12 protein-coding genes are annotated in these 14722 nt (G+C 69.3%); 6 read left to right on the top strand and 6 right to left on the bottom strand.

All coding sequences use genetic code 11. The features are described from left to right. Positions 1-62 precede the first annotated feature (62 nt). The 5 genes from O9255_RS02280 to O9255_RS02260 all read right to left on the bottom strand — a co-directional run bounded on the left by O9255_RS02280 (position 63) and on the right by O9255_RS02260 (position 6921). Positions 63-2834 carry a methyl-accepting chemotaxis protein gene (locus O9255_RS02280; RefSeq protein ID WP_297865207.1) on the bottom strand — a complete coding sequence of 924 codons (2772 nt, stop codon included), beginning with the start codon at positions 2832-2834 and terminating at the stop codon, positions 63-65. Between the two features lie 317 nt (positions 2835-3151). After that, positions 3152-3415, bottom strand: a complete 264-nt coding sequence (locus O9255_RS02275; protein ID WP_297865206.1) for a hypothetical protein — start codon at positions 3413-3415, stop codon at positions 3152-3154. After that, the gene (locus O9255_RS02270; protein ID WP_297865205.1) at positions 3416-5893 is read right to left on the bottom strand and encodes a methyl-accepting chemotaxis protein; all 2478 of its coding nucleotides are present in this window, start codon (positions 5891-5893) and stop codon (positions 3416-3418) included. A gap of 57 nt (positions 5894-5950) precedes the next feature. Then, entirely contained in the window at positions 5951-6280 is a 330-nt protein-coding gene (locus O9255_RS02265) for a hypothetical protein (protein ID WP_297865333.1), read from the bottom strand. Positions 6281-6531: 251 nt separating this feature from the next. After that, on the bottom strand, positions 6532-6921 hold the full coding sequence (locus O9255_RS02260; protein ID WP_297865204.1) for a hypothetical protein: 390 nt from the start codon (positions 6919-6921) through the stop codon (positions 6532-6534). 156 nt (positions 6922-7077) lie between these two features. Here O9255_RS02260 and O9255_RS02255 point away from each other — a divergent pair, with 156 nt between their 5' ends. From O9255_RS02255 to O9255_RS02230, 6 genes are read left to right on the top strand one after another with little or no spacing between them, the layout of a single operon-like run. Continuing rightward, complete coding sequence (locus O9255_RS02255; RefSeq protein WP_297865203.1) at positions 7078-8424, top strand: hypothetical protein; 1347 nt, start codon at positions 7078-7080, stop codon at positions 8422-8424. 47 nt (positions 8425-8471) lie between these two features. Beyond that, positions 8472-9110: an SCP2 sterol-binding domain-containing protein gene (locus O9255_RS02250; RefSeq protein ID WP_297865202.1), complete on the top strand. Its 639-nt coding sequence runs from the start codon at positions 8472-8474 to the stop codon at positions 9108-9110. Continuing rightward, positions 9110-10774 (top strand): ubiquinone biosynthesis regulatory protein kinase UbiB, encoded by a 1665-nt coding sequence (gene ubiB, locus O9255_RS02245; protein ID WP_297865332.1) that lies wholly within the window; start codon positions 9110-9112, stop codon positions 10772-10774. The genes O9255_RS02250 and ubiB overlap by 1 nt, the downstream gene beginning before the upstream one ends. Then, positions 10771-11514 (top strand): pseudouridine synthase, encoded by a 744-nt coding sequence (locus O9255_RS02240; RefSeq protein ID WP_297865201.1) that lies wholly within the window; start codon positions 10771-10773, stop codon positions 11512-11514. The genes ubiB and O9255_RS02240 overlap by 4 nt, the downstream gene beginning before the upstream one ends. A gap of 45 nt (positions 11515-11559) precedes the next feature. After that, positions 11560-12501, top strand: a complete 942-nt coding sequence (locus tag O9255_RS02235; RefSeq protein ID WP_297865200.1) for a hypothetical protein — start codon at positions 11560-11562, stop codon at positions 12499-12501. Between the two features lie 5 nt (positions 12502-12506). After that, a complete protein-coding gene (locus tag O9255_RS02230; RefSeq protein ID WP_297865199.1) occupies positions 12507-13439 on the top strand; it encodes a hypothetical protein in 933 nt (310 codons plus the stop codon). Here the strand turns inward: O9255_RS02230 and O9255_RS02225 are convergent. Beyond that, positions 13423-14709, bottom strand: coding sequence for an acetyl-CoA C-acetyltransferase (locus tag O9255_RS02225; RefSeq protein ID WP_297865198.1), 1287 nt, complete (start codon positions 14707-14709; stop codon positions 13423-13425). The genes O9255_RS02230 and O9255_RS02225 overlap by 17 nt on opposite strands. Positions 14710-14722: the final 13 nt, after the last annotated feature.

Genomic DNA, 14722 nt, shown 5'->3' with positions numbered 1-14722 from the left:
ATCGCCGTCAAACCGTGCCGCGCATCGCACCCCGGGCCTGAGCCGCGCCGAGGCGGGGCGGGTTAGCGGCCGCCGCCGGCTAGGACGAAGCGCGAGGCGATCTCCGAAAGCTGGTGGGCTTGGTCGTTCATGGACTGCGCCGAAGCGGCCATCTCCTCCACGAGGGCGGAGTTGGCCTGGGTCGACTGGTCCATCTGGGTGACGGCGTTGTTGACCTCGCCGAGGCCCTTGGCCTGCTCGATGCTGGCCGCGGTGATCTCGCCGATGATGTCGGCCACCTTCTGCGATGAGCCGACGATCTCGCTCATGGTGCGGCCGGCGCGCTGCGCGACATTGGCGCCTTCGGCGATCTTCGTCACCGACTCGTTGATGAGCTGCGCGATCTCCTTCGCGGCCGTCGCCGAGCGCTGCGCCAACGCCCGCACTTCCGCGGCAACCACGGCGAAACCGCGCCCCTGCTCGCCAGCGCGAGCGGCTTCGACGGCCGCGTTCAGCGCGAGGATATTGGTCTGGAAGGCGATGCCGTCGATGGTGGTGGTGATGTCCGCCATGCGCCGCGAGCTGTCCTCGATGTCGCGCATCACGCGCACCACGGCCTCGACGGTCTGGCCACCGTCACCGGCCACTTCGGCGGCGCGCGTGGCGATCTGCTTGGCCTGCTGCGCGTGCTCGGCGCTCTGCTTGATCGTCGCCGTCATCTCCTCCATCGCCGCGGCGGTCTCCTCGATGCTGGCGGCGGCCTGCTCGGTGCGCTTGGAGAGATCCATGTTGCCGGAGGCGATCTCGGCCGCGGCATCGCTGATGGCGCCGACCGCCTGCTGCACCTCGCCGATCGCCTGCGCGAGGGCTTCGGCCGTGGCATTCGCGTTGCTGTTCAGCTCACCGAAGCTGCCCATCATCTTCGCGTTCGAGCGCACGGTGAGATTGCCTTCCGCGAGCGCGGCCATGGTGCGCTGCACTTCGTCGATGGCCTGCGCCGTGAGGTCCATCAGCGAGTTGAAGATGCGTGCCAGCTCGGAGTAGCGGTCCTCGCTCGCACTGGCTTCGACGCGGGCGGTGAGGATGCCGGCGGCGGCTTTCTGGGCCACGTTGCGCAGCTGGTGGCGGAAGTTCGTGTCCGCGGTGCGGTCCTGCCACTCGAGCGCGGTACCGATGCGCTGGCCCGCGGCATCGAACACCGGTGTCGCTGCAAGGTCGAAATGCATCTCGCCGAGCGAGAGGCGGGCCCGATGCGTGGCCTTGAGGCCGACGATCAGGTTGCGCTGCTGCCCGGGTTCGCCATCGAACGGGTCGAAGGCGCTGCCCATCACCCGGTCGGCGCGGAAATCGGGCTGGCGCTCGCGAACCGCCGCTTCGCCATCCTTGAGCACCTTGGCGACCGCCGGGTTCACGTAGACGATCTTCCCGTCGGCGTCGGCGATCATCATGCCGCTGGTGGCCACGTCGAGCGCACTGCGCACGCGGGCGTTCTCGGTGGCGATCTCGCGCTCGCGGTCGATGCGCTCCTTCAGTTCCTTTTGCATCACGCCAAGGGATGCGAGCAACCTCGCGAACTCGTCGTTCCCGGTGACTCGAATCGCTGCGTCTAGCTCCAACTTAGCTATCCGTTCCGCGACGGCCTGGGCGTAGGAAATCGGAGCAACGAAGCGGGAAGCCATGAAGGACGAGGCAAAGACGGCAAGGACGCCCACAACGAGCGCGGCGATCGACAGCACCCAGAACAGGCGCGTCGCCGGGGCAAACGCCACGGCCGTCTCGTAATAGGCGCGCAACCGCCAATCGACCCCGGAGCCAACGGACACCACCTGCTCGATGAGCAAGGCGGGGCGGCCGGCCGGAGAAACACCCAACGTATCGTCGCCATCGGCCATCGCGGGGATCCGCAAGGGATTGGCTTCCGAGAACGAGGCCGCGACGGTATGGGTCTCCGCCGCCAGGCGCGAGTCCGACCGCAGTCCGTCGTCCGCCCCCACGAGGACAAGGTCCTGGCCGTCGCTCAAGCCCGCGGGATTGCCGGCGATGCGTGAGACTCGATCCAGGCTCACCTGCACGATGGCCACGCCGACGGTTTCCCCCTCGATGCGGACCGGAGCGGAGATGAACATCGCCGGCGCTTCGTAGCTCGGCGCATAGCGGGCGTAGTCTTCGACATGGGCCACGCCTTCTTCACCGGCGTCCCGTGCGGCGCGAAAGGCCTTGGCGAGGCCGGAATCCCTGAAGTCGCCTTCCATGAGGTTGGTGGCGTAATCCAGTTCCTTGTAGACGCTGTAGACCAGCCGGCCATCCATGCCGACGAGGAAGATGTCGTAGTACTCCTGCCGCTGGAGATGGCTGCGGTAGATGGGATGGAACAGACGGTGCGCGTCGGCATAGGCGCCCCGCTGCTCTGGCGAGATCAGCGCGTCCTTCTCACCGAGGGGCGCCGGATTGGCTGCGATGAAGACGTCCTGGAGGGCGACGGCGGCTGGCTCGAGCCTCGACGCGAATCCGTCCTTGCCGCCCCAGGACCCGCCGGTGCGCTCGACGTAGCGACCATCGAAATCATCCGCCACGAAGGCGTCGACGCGTTCTGAGGCTCCCGGCGCCGGCGCCATCTGCGCGAAGGCCGCCTCGAACTGCCGCAGCGCCCGTCGCGTCATCTCACTTTCGGAGAGCGCAAGCACATCGTTGCGGACGGTAGAAAAGTAATCCTCGACCTGCTGGGCGCGGAGATCGACCTGCGTTCGCATCTGCTCGCTGGCGAGATCCTCCAGCTGCGCTTTTGCTCCGCTGTAGGCGAACCACGTCAGGCCGGCCATGGGGATGACGGCGAGCGCCAGGATGATGACCGTCAACTTCGCACGAACGCTTTGGAAAAAGGCCGCCACTTGCATTCCCCCCGGGTGAGCCAACGATGGCTTATGTCCAGCAAAAGCTAGCGATCCGAACCTCGTCCCCCGAAACCCGTGAAACCTCGGCTCTTGGATAGCCATCACACAACCTAGGGAGTTGAATCGCCTCTCCACAGTCAGAGCGTAAATCCATTGCCGAGTCCAGCAATGCGTCAGGGCTCACGTTTTGACCGGATTCCACCGCTGGCTTCGACGCGCCCTTCATCCCATGCGTCGCCGAAAACGACGTCCGCCTGGTTCGACACTCGCCGCCTGCACTGTCAAGGCGTGCCAAGGCGAAACCGACCGACGAGCGCCGTGCGCCGCGCTCCCGCATCGCAGGCACAGTCGATCTTGCCGAGGTAGAGCGCCGGGCGACCCGGCGCAGCGCCCTCAACAACACCACTCCACGCGGAGGCGAGCGCGTGCGCCTCCACGGCGGGAAGCACGCGTGGCGAGGCCGGGCGCAGGCTTGCGCCGACACCGGCCATCAATCCCAGCCAAGCCGCCAGCACGAACCACGCGCTGGCGGGGCGGGCGGTCACTCAGAACTCGGTCCACTCGCCCTCGGACGCGCTATCCGACTTGCCCCGCGAAGCCCCGGGTTTCGGCGTCTCGACGCGCGGCGCCGGACGCGCCGCCGGCTTCGCGGCGGCCTTCGGCGCGGGTGCTGCGGGGGCGGGCTTGGCCGGAGCACGCGGTGCCGGGCTGGTGGCGCGCATGTTACGCGTGCCGCCGGTGGACGGCGCGGCCATGGCGCTGCCGGCCGAGCGAGCCGGCGACGCTGCTGCAGCGACCGGCGCGGCGGTATCGGCGATCTTGAAGCGGCCCACCGCCTCGGCGAGCTGCTGGGCCTGGTCTTCCATCGAACGCGCGGCGGCGGTGGCTTCCTCGACCAGCGCGGCGTTCTGCTGCGTGGTCTCGTCCATCTGCGTGATGGTCTGGTTGACCTGCTCGATACCGGTGCTCTGCTCGGCCGAGGCCGCGCTGATCTCGGCCATGATGTCGGTGACGCGCTTCACCGAGCCGACGATCTCGGCCATGGTGGCGCCGGCTTGCTGCACGAGCCGCGAGCCCTCGCCAACGGTTTCCACGGAGGCTTCGATCAGCTCCTTGATCTCCTTCGCCGCCTGCGCCGAACGCCCGGCGAGGCTGCGGACCTCGCTGGCGACGACCGCGAAGCCGCGACCCTGCTCGCCGGCACGCGCGGCTTCCACCGCCGCGTTCAGCGCGAGGATGTTGGTCTGGAAGGCGATGCCATCGATGGTGCTGATGATGTCGGCGACGCGCTTCGACGAATCCTCGATCTCGCGCATCGTGGTAACGACCTTGCCCACCACTTCGCCGCCCTGCTCGGCGACGCCGGCGGCGCCGCTGGCGAGCTGGTTGGCCTGGCGCGCGGAATCGGCGTTCTGCTTCACCGTGGCGGTGAGCTCTTCCATCGAGGCGGCGGTCTCTTCGAGGTTGGCCGCCTGCTGCTCGGTGCGCGCCGACAGGTCCTGGTTGCCCGCGGCGATCTCGGAGGCCGCGGTGTTGATCTGGCCGGCCGCCATCTGGATCTGGCCGATCAGCGAACGCAGCTGGGTGACGCTGCCCTCGATGCTGTCGCGGATCTCGGCGAACTGGCCTTCGTAGTGGCCTTCCATCTTCGCCGTCAGGTCGCCCTGCGCAACGAGACCCATCACGCGGCCGATCTCGGTGAGGGTCGAGCGCGTTCCGGCGAAGCCGGCGTTCAAGGCCGTCGCCAGCGTCAGGAAGAAGCCGCTCTTGCCGGCCTCGGCGATGACCTTGGAGAAGTCGCCGCGGGCCGTGGCCTGCACCACGCCCTGCACTTCGGCTTCCACCGACACTTCGTCGGTGCGATCGCGCCAGTCGACGAGGATACCGAGGCGCTCGCCTTCGGCATTGCGGATCGGCGTGGCGCTGAGCTGGAAGATGCGGCCGACGAACTCGCGCTCGACCACCTGGGTGTCAGTAATGGCTGCCAGTGCGTCGGCGGCCAGCACGTCGATGCCGGTCAACTCGCCGAGCGAGGACCCGACGAGGTTCGCGGCGGTGAAGCCCGGCGCGCGCTGCGCAATGCGCTCCTCGAGGTCAGCGAAGCGGTGCGAAAGCGAGCCGTTGGCATAGATCACCTGGCCGCCGTCGTCGGCGATCAACACGGCCGCGCTGGCGCTGTCCAGGGCGTTCTTGATGCGCAGGTTGGCCTCGGCGACAAGGCGGTCGGCCTCGATGCGGCCGTTGAGGTCGTTCTGCATCCGGTTCAGCGCCGCCAGCAGGGCGCCGATCTCGTCATTGCGCTTGGTGTCGATGACGTTGTCGAGCTTGCCGCCCGCGACCGCGTTGGCGATGGTCACCGCCGAGTTCACGCCCTTCGAGATGGCGCGGGCGATCAGCAGGGCGAGCACGATAGCCAGCACGATGGCGACGAGCAGGCTGGTCCAGATCACGCCCTGCGCGGTCTTGTAGGCCTCCTCGGCCCCCGTGCGTGCGGCGGTGGAGCCCTGGATGCCGTAGTCGACGCGTTCCTGGATCAGCGTGGCCACTTCCTCGTACTTGACGCGGTTGTCGGCGAGGAACATGTCCAGCGCCTCGTCGACGAAGCCCATGTCGTAGGCCGAGGTGACCTCGCCGGTGTTGGCGACGTAGGCCTCCCAGGCGGCCTTGATCGCAGCGACCTTGGCCTTGTCCTCGTCAGTGACGGAGGTGGTCTCCAGCGAGAGCAGGAGATCCTCGAAGTTGAACTTGTGGTTCTCGATCTCGCCGCGCGCGGACTCCTTGGCCTCTTCCGACGTGCGGAGAACGAGGCTGAAGTTTTGCAGGCGGTACGCAGAGGCCTCCGACTTCAGGTCCTGTGCCGTGGTCAGCTCCACCATCCAGCGCTGGGAGATTTCGGTGGTGGCGGCGTTGAGCGTGCCGAGGCCGCGGAAGGCGCTGACGGCCAACACGATGATCAGGACAACGACCACACCGAAGGCGAGCAGCAGTTTCGGGGCGATCTTGAGGTTGCGCAGCCAGTCCATTCGGAATCCTTGCACTCGAACGTGGCCCCCGGCCCGGAAGGGCCGGAGGAAAACGGATTACTTGACCTTCAGGTTCCGCGCGCCGCGGACGACGATCTCCGGACGACCGTTGGCCGTGCGGATTTCCCCCGTCACGCAGACGGTCTTGCCGCTCAGCGTCTCGGGTGCCGGGTCGAAGTCGCCACGGTCGCGGCCCCAGATGCGGGCCGAGAACTTGTGGCTGGGGAAGTTGCCGCCCATGAAAAGGAAGGTCGGCTGGCCTTCGGCATTCTCGGCAAAGCGGGCGCCATCGACGACGCCACACACCGTGCCCTCCTTGCCGACGAACTGGGCGGCCTGGACGACGGGGATCTCACCGCGGATGCGGTTGCTGCCGGCCTGGGCCATGGCGGGAGGACTGGACGTCGCGCAGAACCACACGACGCAAAACGCAGCGACACCGGAACGCATGCTCACGAAGCACCCCCTGGTCGATTCGCCGGGACGGGCCCGGACGGTCAATGCATGATGAACCTATCCAAGCCGTGATCGGCGGCACCCGGACAGGCTTGAACGCGAATTGACGATTCCCCTTCGAGGGGATCGTGGCACAGGGCACGACGCTCCGCGAGGGGTGCGTCGCCCTTCGGCCGATTCCGTCACGAGACCTTGAGGTTGCGGGCCCCGCGGATGACGATCTCGGGCCGGCCATTGGCCGTGCGGATGTCGCCGGTCACGCAGACGGTGCGGCCGGCCAGGGTCTCGGGCGCCGGGTTGAAGTCACCGCGGTCGCGGCCCCAGATGCGGGCCGAGAACTTGTGGCCGGGAAAGTTGCCGCCCATGAAGAGGTAGGTTGGCTGGCCTTCGGCGTTCTCGGCGAAACGCGCACCATCGACGACGCCGCACACCGTGCCCTCCTTGCCGACGAACTGGGCGGCCTGGACGACGGGGATCTCACCGCGGATGCGGTTGCTTCCGGCCTGCGCGCTGGCGGACGAGGCGACGACGAGGCTGGCGACGGCGGCGGTGCAGAGCAGGAGGGTGCGCATGACAGTTTCCTTTCGGTCGAATGAGGTGGCACGGCGGGGTGGGCGGATGCTGGGCCGACGTGCCCCGCGCTTGCCAGCGCCGAACTCGCGTTCCGTGACGGGCTTGGCTGGGGCGTTGTTCATTCCGTGACGGAGTTCGACGCTTATGCTTCGCTCATGCCGGCCTACCCCCCTCTTGTCCTGCGCGCGACGCTGATCCTGCTCGCCCTGCTGCTCGGCGGCTGTGCCAGCCGCCAGGGGCCGGACCTCGAGACGCTGTACGCCCGGGCCGCAAGCGACCCGAGCCAGCCGCCCGTCATCGTCATCCCCGGCCTGATGGGCTCGCGACTCGTCGACCGCCGGACCGGCGAAGAGCAATGGCCCGGTTCGCTCTCGACCATGGCCTTCAGCGACTACGCGCGGCTCGCCCGCATCGGGCCCGACTGGGAGACGGACGACGGACTTGTGGCCGGACCGCTGATCAGGGAGCTCGGCGGCCTCGACATCTATGGCGAACTGCTCGGCACGCTGGAGGGCGCCGGCCGCTTCGCCCCCGGCGAGCCGGGCCACCCGCCCACCAACGGCTGGCGACGGCGCTACTACACGCTGGCCTACGACTGGCGGCAGCCGAATATTGTTGCGGTGCGGCAGCTGCACGCGCTGATCGACCAGATCCGCAAGGATTTCGACGACCCGAACCTTCGGGTGGACATCCTCGCCCACAGCAACGGCGGGCTGATCGCCAACTACTACCTGCGCTACGGCCCGGAAGACGTGCTGGAGGCCGCCCAGCCGCAGCCCTGGACCGATGGCGGCAAGCGCGTCCGGCGGGTGGCCATGCTCGGCACGCCGAACCTCGGCTCGGTGTCCAGCCTGCGCCGACTGCAGCAGGGCTTCCGCTTCGGCCTGCGCACGGTACCGATCGAGGCCTTGGCCAGCTTCTCGACCGTGTTCGAAACCCTGCCGCACCCGCACACGCAGGTGGTGTACGACCGCGAGGGCCGCGCCCTGCCGCTGGACCTCTACGACCCCACGATCTGGCGCGACAACCGCTGGTCGGTGTTCTCGCCCGAGGTGGAGGCGCGGGTGCGCGAGGCTTGGGGCGACGGCGCGGAAGCGCGGCTGGTGCTGTCGGTGATGCAGGCCAACTTCGAGCGCAACCTGCGCCGCGCGCGCCGATTCAACGAGGCCTTGGCCCGCCCCTTCCCGACGAAGGGGCTGCGCATGGCGGCCTTCGGCGGCGATTGCGAGCTGACGCTGTCCGGCGCGGTGCTGGAAACGGTGGGCGAACGCGCCATGCTGGCCTTCGAGCCCAGCGAGGTGGATGCGCCGATCGAAGGCGTCGACTACGAAGGGCTGATGCGCGCCGCCGGCGACGGGCTGGTGACGCGCGAATCGCAGGACGCCGGTGCGCACGGCTTCGTGCCGCTGCGGCAGAGCTTCTTCCTCTGCGAGAGCCACGGCCGGCTGCTGGCGAACCGCTACTTCCAGAACAACCTGCTGAACTTCCTGCTGAGCCCCTGAGCACCGGCGGGCACGGTGCCGTGACGCCCGCCCGCTAGAATCGCGGCATGACCTCGCCCCGCTCTCCCCTCGACGCGCTGAAGCCGCTGGCCGGCCGCCTGCTCGAAACCGCGCTCAACCGCGCCCTGGCGCTCGACCCGGAGACGCGCGCCGCCGTGGCGCCCTTGGACGGCCAACGCCTGCAGCTGCACCTCGAATCCCCGCCGCTGGCGATGGAACTGCGCGTCGACGGCGAGGCGCTGCGCGTCGGCCCGGCCCAAAGCGAAGAGCCCGACCTCTCGGTGCGCGCCGGGATCGGCGCCCTGCTCGGCCAGCTCCCGTTCCTGAAGGCCTCGGGCGCGACCCCGGTGGGCAAGGTGCGCATCAGCGGTGATGCCGAGCTGGCGCGCCAGCTGCAGCGCCTCGCCGAAGGCTTCGACCCGGACTGGGAGCAGCCCTTCGCCGACGCGCTCGGCCCGGTGATCGGCCCGCAGGTGGCCAAGGCCGTGCGCGCTGGGCTGCGGGAGGCGCGCGTGCAAGGCGGCGCCTTCGCCAAGGCGGGCGCCGAGTACCTCACCGAGGAATCGCGCGACCTCGTGCCGAAGGCCGAACAGCAGGCCTTCTTCGATGACGTCGATGCCTTGCGCGACCGCGTGGAGCGGCTGGCTGCCCGCGTGGCGCGCCACGCCTCGGGGCCCACCGGATGATCGCCGCGCCGCTGCGCGCGCTGCGCATCGTCCGCGTGCTGTTCAAGCACCGGCTCGACGCCCTGCTCGAGGGCACGCCGTTCGCCAAGTTGCGCTGGGTGCTGCGCCCGCTGGGCCGCGGCACCTCGGAGACGCCGCGCGGCGAACGCCTGCGCGCCGCGCTGGAAGAGCTGGGGCCGATCTTCGTGAAGTTCGGGCAGATCCTCAGCACCCGCCGCGACCTGCTGCCGCCCGACGTGGCCGATGCGCTGGCCCTGCTGCGCGACCGCGTGCAGCCCTTCGACGGCGCGGAGGCGCGCCGCATCATCGAGGCGCAGCTCGGCCAACCGATCGATGCGCTCTACGCCGAGTTCGACGAGACGCCGCTGGCCTCGGCCTCGATCGCGCAGGTGCATGCCGCTCGGCTGCGGAATGCCGATGGCAGCGCCGGCCGCGCGGTGGTGGTCAAGGTCGTCCGCCCCGGCATCGACGCCCAGATCGACGCCGACCTGCGGCTGCTGAAGGCGCTGGCCGAGGTCGCCGCGAAGACGCACCCGCGCGCCGACAAGATCCGCCCGCACGAGGTCGTGGCCGAGATCGAAACCACGCTGCGCGGCGAGCTCGACCTGCAACGCGAGGGCGCGAACGCTTCGGTGCTGCGCCGGTTCTGGCTCGATAGCGACGACCTCTACGTGCCCGAGGTGTTCTGGACGCATTCGCACGAGCGCGTGCTGACGCTCGAACGCGTCACCGGCATCCCGTCCGACGACATCGCCGCCCTCGAAGCGGCCGGCATTTCGCGCGAGAAGCTCGCGGCCAAAGGCGTGCGGGTGTTCTACACGCAGGTGTTCCGCGACAATTTCTTCCATGCCGACGCGCATGCCGGGAACATCTGGGTCGACGACGACCCGGCACGGCGCGACAACCCGCGCTTCATCGCGCTGGACTTCGGGATCATGGGCCAGCTCTCGGCCAACGATCAGTACTACCTCGCAGAGAACTTCATGGCGATCTTCCAGCGCGACTACCGCCGGATCGCCGAGCTGCACGTCGAGGCCGGCTGGATGCCGGCGCACCTGCGCCTCGACGACCTGGAGGCCGCGACGCGCGCGGTCTGCGAGCCCTACTTCACGCGCCCCCTGGCGGAGATCTCGCTCGGCGAGGTGCTGGTGAAGCTGTTCAAGACCGCGCAGCAATACGAACTCACGCTGCAGCCCCAGCTGATCCTGCTGCAGAAGACCCTGCTCAACATCGAGGGCGTGGCGCGCCACCTCGACCCGAAGCTCGACATCTGGGCCGTGGCGCAACCGGTGCTCACCGAGATCCTGAAGAAGCGCTACAGCGCGGCGTGGCTGGCCGAGGAATTCAAGAAGCGCCTGCCGGAGATCATCACCCGCGCGCCGGAGTTCCCGCGGCTGATCCACGGCTTCCTGTCGCAGCAGGTCGAGGGCCGGCATCGCATCCGCATCGACTCCACCGACATCGCCGAACTGGCGCGCATCTCGGCGATCAACCAGCGCGCCGCGGTGTACGCCATCCTCGGCGCCGGCCTGATGATCACGGCCGCGGTGCTGTTCGGCTTCGACGCCGGCGGCCCGGCCTGGGGCGGCGTGCGCGCAGCGACCTGGATCGCCGGCGCGGGCGCGCTGGCCTGCTTCGTCGCGGCCTGGCCGCGGCGCCGATGAGCGGCACCGACGCGGAAAGCACGCCCGACGACCTCGCCGTCCCGGTGCTGTACGCCGACGCGCAGCTCGCGGTCGTCGACAAGCCGGCGCGCTTGATGGCCCACGACAGCGGCCTCGCCCGCGGCGAGAACGACTTCCTCGCCGACCGCCTGCGCGCGCAGTTCGGCCGGCCCGTGCACCTGATCCACCGGCTTGATCGCGCCACCTCGGGTTGCCTGCTCCTCGCCTTCGACAAGGACACGGCCCGCGCCTTGGGTGAGCAGTTCATGACCCGCGCCGTCGAGAAGACCTACCTCGCGGTCTGCCGAGGTTGGCCGGAGCCCGCGGAGGACTTGATCGACCACCCGCTCGACGGTGGGCCCGGCAAGCCGGAGAAAAAGCCGGCGCAGACGGCGTACCGGGTGCTGGCCACCGGCGCGATGCCCTGGGCCTACGGCGAGCACACCGAATCGCGTTTCGCACTTTTGGAGTGCGCGCCGCACACCGGGCGTTTCCGGCAGATCCGGCGACACCTCAAGCACCGCCACCACCACCTGATCGGCGACACCAGCCACGGCGACGGCGCGCGCAACCGCATGTTCCGCATGCACCTTGGCGTGCACCGCATGCTGCTGCACGCGTGGCGCCTCGCCTTCATGCACCCGGTCGACGGCCGGCGCGTGGTCGTGGAGGCACCACTCGACGCGGAGTTCGTGAAGGCCCTGGCCGCGCTGGGTTGGACGAGTGCCGCCGCCTCGTGACGCGGGGCAGCTTGAATCGTCATGGGCCGCGCCCTAGCCCGGCCCATGGTCCGCTTCGCCGCCCTCGCCGCCGTCGTCCTGAGCACGCTGCTGCTCGGTGGCGGCGTATCGCCGGTCGAGGCGCAGACGCTGGCGCAACGCGTGGCGGAAAAGACGGTCCGCTACCCCGGTCGCGCCGAGGAGCCCGGCGACGTGCGCGGTGCGTTCGCCGCCGACCTGCTGGCGCTGGTGCTGGCGAAGTCGGACGAGGGTTTCCGCCTCGAGATCGTCGGCGGCAGGAACCAGCCACGGCGCATCCAGGCGGCGCACGACGGGCTCGTCGACGTCGTGGTGCTGCCGCACCAGGCGTCGGCGAAGTCGCGGTTGGTCCCCGTCCGCCATCCGCTGCAGCGCGGCCTCTTGGGCGTGCGCGTGCTGCTGGCCCGCCCGGAGATGGCCGAGCGCCTGATGACCATCGGATCAGTCGAGGAGCTCAAGCGCGGCTACGTGATGGGCTACGGCGCGAACTGGCTCGATCGCGACGTGATGGCCGGCCTCGGTTTCCGCATGGAGTACGGCAGCCGCTACACCGGCCTGTTCGAGATGCTGCGTGCCGGGCGCTTCGACTACCTGACCCGCGGCGTTGGCGAACTGCGCGCCGAACGGCAACAGCCGCAGCTGGCCGGGTCCGGCCTGGTCGTGGTGCCGGGCATCGCCCTGTACTACCCGCTGGACCACTATTTCCACGTTTCTCCCCAACGCCCGGCGCTGGCGCGATCGATCGAGCGCGGCTTCCAGCGCGCTCTGGCGGACGGCAGCTATGCCGCGTTGTTCGAACGCCACTACGGCGAGGCCATGCGTGAGATCGGCCTGAGCGAGCGCAGCATCGTCCATGTGCTCGGCTACCCGGTGCCGTCCGAAACGCCGCTCGAGGAATTCGACGTGCTCGGGCTCGTGCGCTCGCGGGGCGTCTTCCAGCCCCTGGGCGAGCCCGCCGACCCGGACTAGCACCGATGCGACGTCTCTGGATCGCGCTTCCCCTGCTGCTCGCCGCATTGGCGCTTTGCCCGGCCCTGCCCGTCGCGGCGCAGTCGGCGGCGGCAGCGCCCGCGGCCCGCGAGGTGCGCTTCCCCAGCCGCGGCGAGCCGGGCGACCAGCGCTTCGACTTCAGCGCCGAGCTGCTCGTACTGGTCCTGCAACGCGCCGGCGGCGGGTGGAACGTCGAGATCATCGACGCCATGAAGCAGCCGCGTGCGCTGCAGGCGGCGCGACAGGGCGATGTCGACGTCGTGGCCCTGCCCAGCCTCGCGTCGGACCGCAGCCGGCTGATCGTCGTTCGGAAGCCCTTGCGCCGCGGTCTCTTGGGCATGCGGCTGCTGTTGGCGCGCCCCGCGGATGCCGAACGCCTGATGCGGATCGAGAGCCTCGAATCGCTCAAGCGCGACTTCGTGATGGGCTATGGCGACACCTGGATGGATCGCGAGGCCCTGGCAGACCTCGGTTTCCGCGTGTCGACCGGCAACAACTACCCGGGCCTGTTCGACATGCTGCGGGCTGGCCGCTTCGACTACCTCAATCGCGGCGTCAACGAGCTGGGCCCCGAATTGGCCGACCCTCGGCTGGCCGGTAGCGGCCTGGTGGTGGTGCCGGGCATCGCCCTCTACTACCCGCTGGACGATTACTTCCACGTCACGCCGCGTCGCCCGGACCTGGCGCGCGCCATCGAGCGCGGCTTCCAGCGCGCACTCGCCGATGGCAGCTACTCCGCGCTGTTCCAGAAGCATTTCGAGGCCGCCATGCGCGAGGCGAGGCTGCAAGAGCGCAGCATCATCCACGTGAGCGGCTACCCGGTGCCGCCGGGCACGCCGCTCGAGGATTTCGACGTGCTCGGCCTGGTGCGGTCGACGGCGGTGTTCAACCCGCCGCCGGTCAACGCTCCACGATAGCGACGACGCCCATCCCGCCGGCGGTGCAGACCGAGATCAGCGCACGGCCCGAACCCTTCTGCTTCAACAGCTTCGCCGCCGTCGCCACAATGCGCGCGCCGGTGGCGGCGAACGGGTGGCCCAGTGCCAGCGAGCTGCCGACGACGTTGAGCTTGCTGCGGTCGATGCTACCGAGCGGCGCGTCGAGGCCAAGCTTCTCCTTGCAGAACTCCGCCGATTCCCAGGCCTTCAGCGTGCAGAGCACCTGCGCGGCGAAGGCCTCGTGGATCTCGTAGAAGTCGAAGTCCTGCAGCGTGAGGTTGTTGCGCTGGAGCATCTGCGCCACGGCCCAGGCCGGGGCCATCAGCAGGCCGTCGCCATGCACGAAGTCGACCGCCGCCACCTGCGCGTCGCGCAGGTAGGCCTGCACCTCGAGGCCGCGCGCGGCGGCCCATTCTTCCGAAGCGAGCAGGCAGGCCGAGGCACCATCGGTGAGCGGCGTGGAATTGCCTGCCGTGAGCGTGCCCTTGCCGGAGGTCTTGTCGAACGCGGGCTTCAGCGTGGCGAGCTTCTCGACCGTCGTCTCCGGGCGGAGGATGTTGTCGCGGTCGACGCCACGGAAGGGCACCACCAGGTCGGCGTAGAAGCCATCGGCGTAGGCCTTGGCGGCCTTTGCGTGCGATTCGTAGGCGAGCTGGTCCTGCTCGGCGCGGGTGACGCCCCACTCCTTGGCCATGATCTCGCAGCTCTCGCCCATGCTCTTGCCGGTGCGCGGCTCGGCCACGCCGGGGAACTCCGGCGCCAGCTCCTTGAGCGAGAAGCCCTTGAGCAGCGCCTTGATCCGGTCGACCGGGGTCTTGGCCATGTTCATGTTGAGCAGGCGGCGGCGGAAGCCCTTGCTGTGGACGATCGGCACGTCCGACGTGGTGTCGGAACCGCCGCCGATGCCGACCTCGATCTGGCCCAGCGCGATCTTGTTCGCCACCGCGATGACGGTATCGAGCGAGGTGCCGCAGGCGCGCTGCATGGTGATGCCCGGCGTGTAGGGCGACAGGCCCGATGAGAGCGCCGCTTCGCGGCCGATGTTCCAGTCGCTGGAATGCTTGAGCACCGCGCCCATCGCCACCTCGCCGAGCTGCACGCCATGGAGGCCGAACTTTTCGACCACGGCGCCAACCGCCTTGATCGACAGGCCGAGGTTGCCGACGTCGTAGTAGGCGGTGTTGTTGCGGCAGAAGGGGATGCGTTGGCCACCGAGGATGGCGACGCGACGGGCGGGGCGGGGATTCATGGACACGGGACTC

Source organism: Silanimonas sp. (assembly GCF_027530345.1).
In the GTDB taxonomy this organism is placed as follows: Bacteria; Pseudomonadota; Gammaproteobacteria; order Xanthomonadales; family Xanthomonadaceae; genus Silanimonas.
This window is presented reverse-complemented; position numbering and strand designations above follow the sequence as displayed.

Excerpts from the sequence above, each read along its gene's own strand:
- O9255_RS02260 (WP_297865204.1), bottom strand. The coding sequence starts at position 6,921 with ATGCGCACCCTCCTGCTCTGCACCGCCGCCGTCGCCAGCCTCGTCGTC.
- O9255_RS02225 (WP_297865198.1), bottom strand. The coding sequence starts at position 14,709 with ATGAATCCCCGCCCCGCCCGTCGCGTCGCCATCCTCGGTGGCCAACGC.
- O9255_RS02270 (WP_297865205.1), bottom strand. The coding sequence starts at position 5,893 with ATGGACTGGCTGCGCAACCTCAAGATCGCCCCGAAACTGCTGCTCGCC.
- O9255_RS02240 (WP_297865201.1), top strand. The coding sequence starts at position 10,771 with ATGAGCGGCACCGACGCGGAAAGCACGCCCGACGACCTCGCCGTCCCG.
- O9255_RS02265 (WP_297865333.1), bottom strand. The coding sequence starts at position 6,280 with ATGGCCCAGGCCGGCAGCAACCGCATCCGCGGTGAGATCCCCGTCGTC.
- O9255_RS02250 (WP_297865202.1), top strand. The coding sequence starts at position 8,472 with ATGACCTCGCCCCGCTCTCCCCTCGACGCGCTGAAGCCGCTGGCCGGC.
- O9255_RS02235 (WP_297865200.1), top strand. The coding sequence starts at position 11,560 with ATGGTCCGCTTCGCCGCCCTCGCCGCCGTCGTCCTGAGCACGCTGCTG.
- O9255_RS02230 (WP_297865199.1), top strand. The coding sequence starts at position 12,507 with ATGCGACGTCTCTGGATCGCGCTTCCCCTGCTGCTCGCCGCATTGGCG.
- O9255_RS02255 (WP_297865203.1), top strand. The coding sequence starts at position 7,078 with ATGCCGGCCTACCCCCCTCTTGTCCTGCGCGCGACGCTGATCCTGCTC.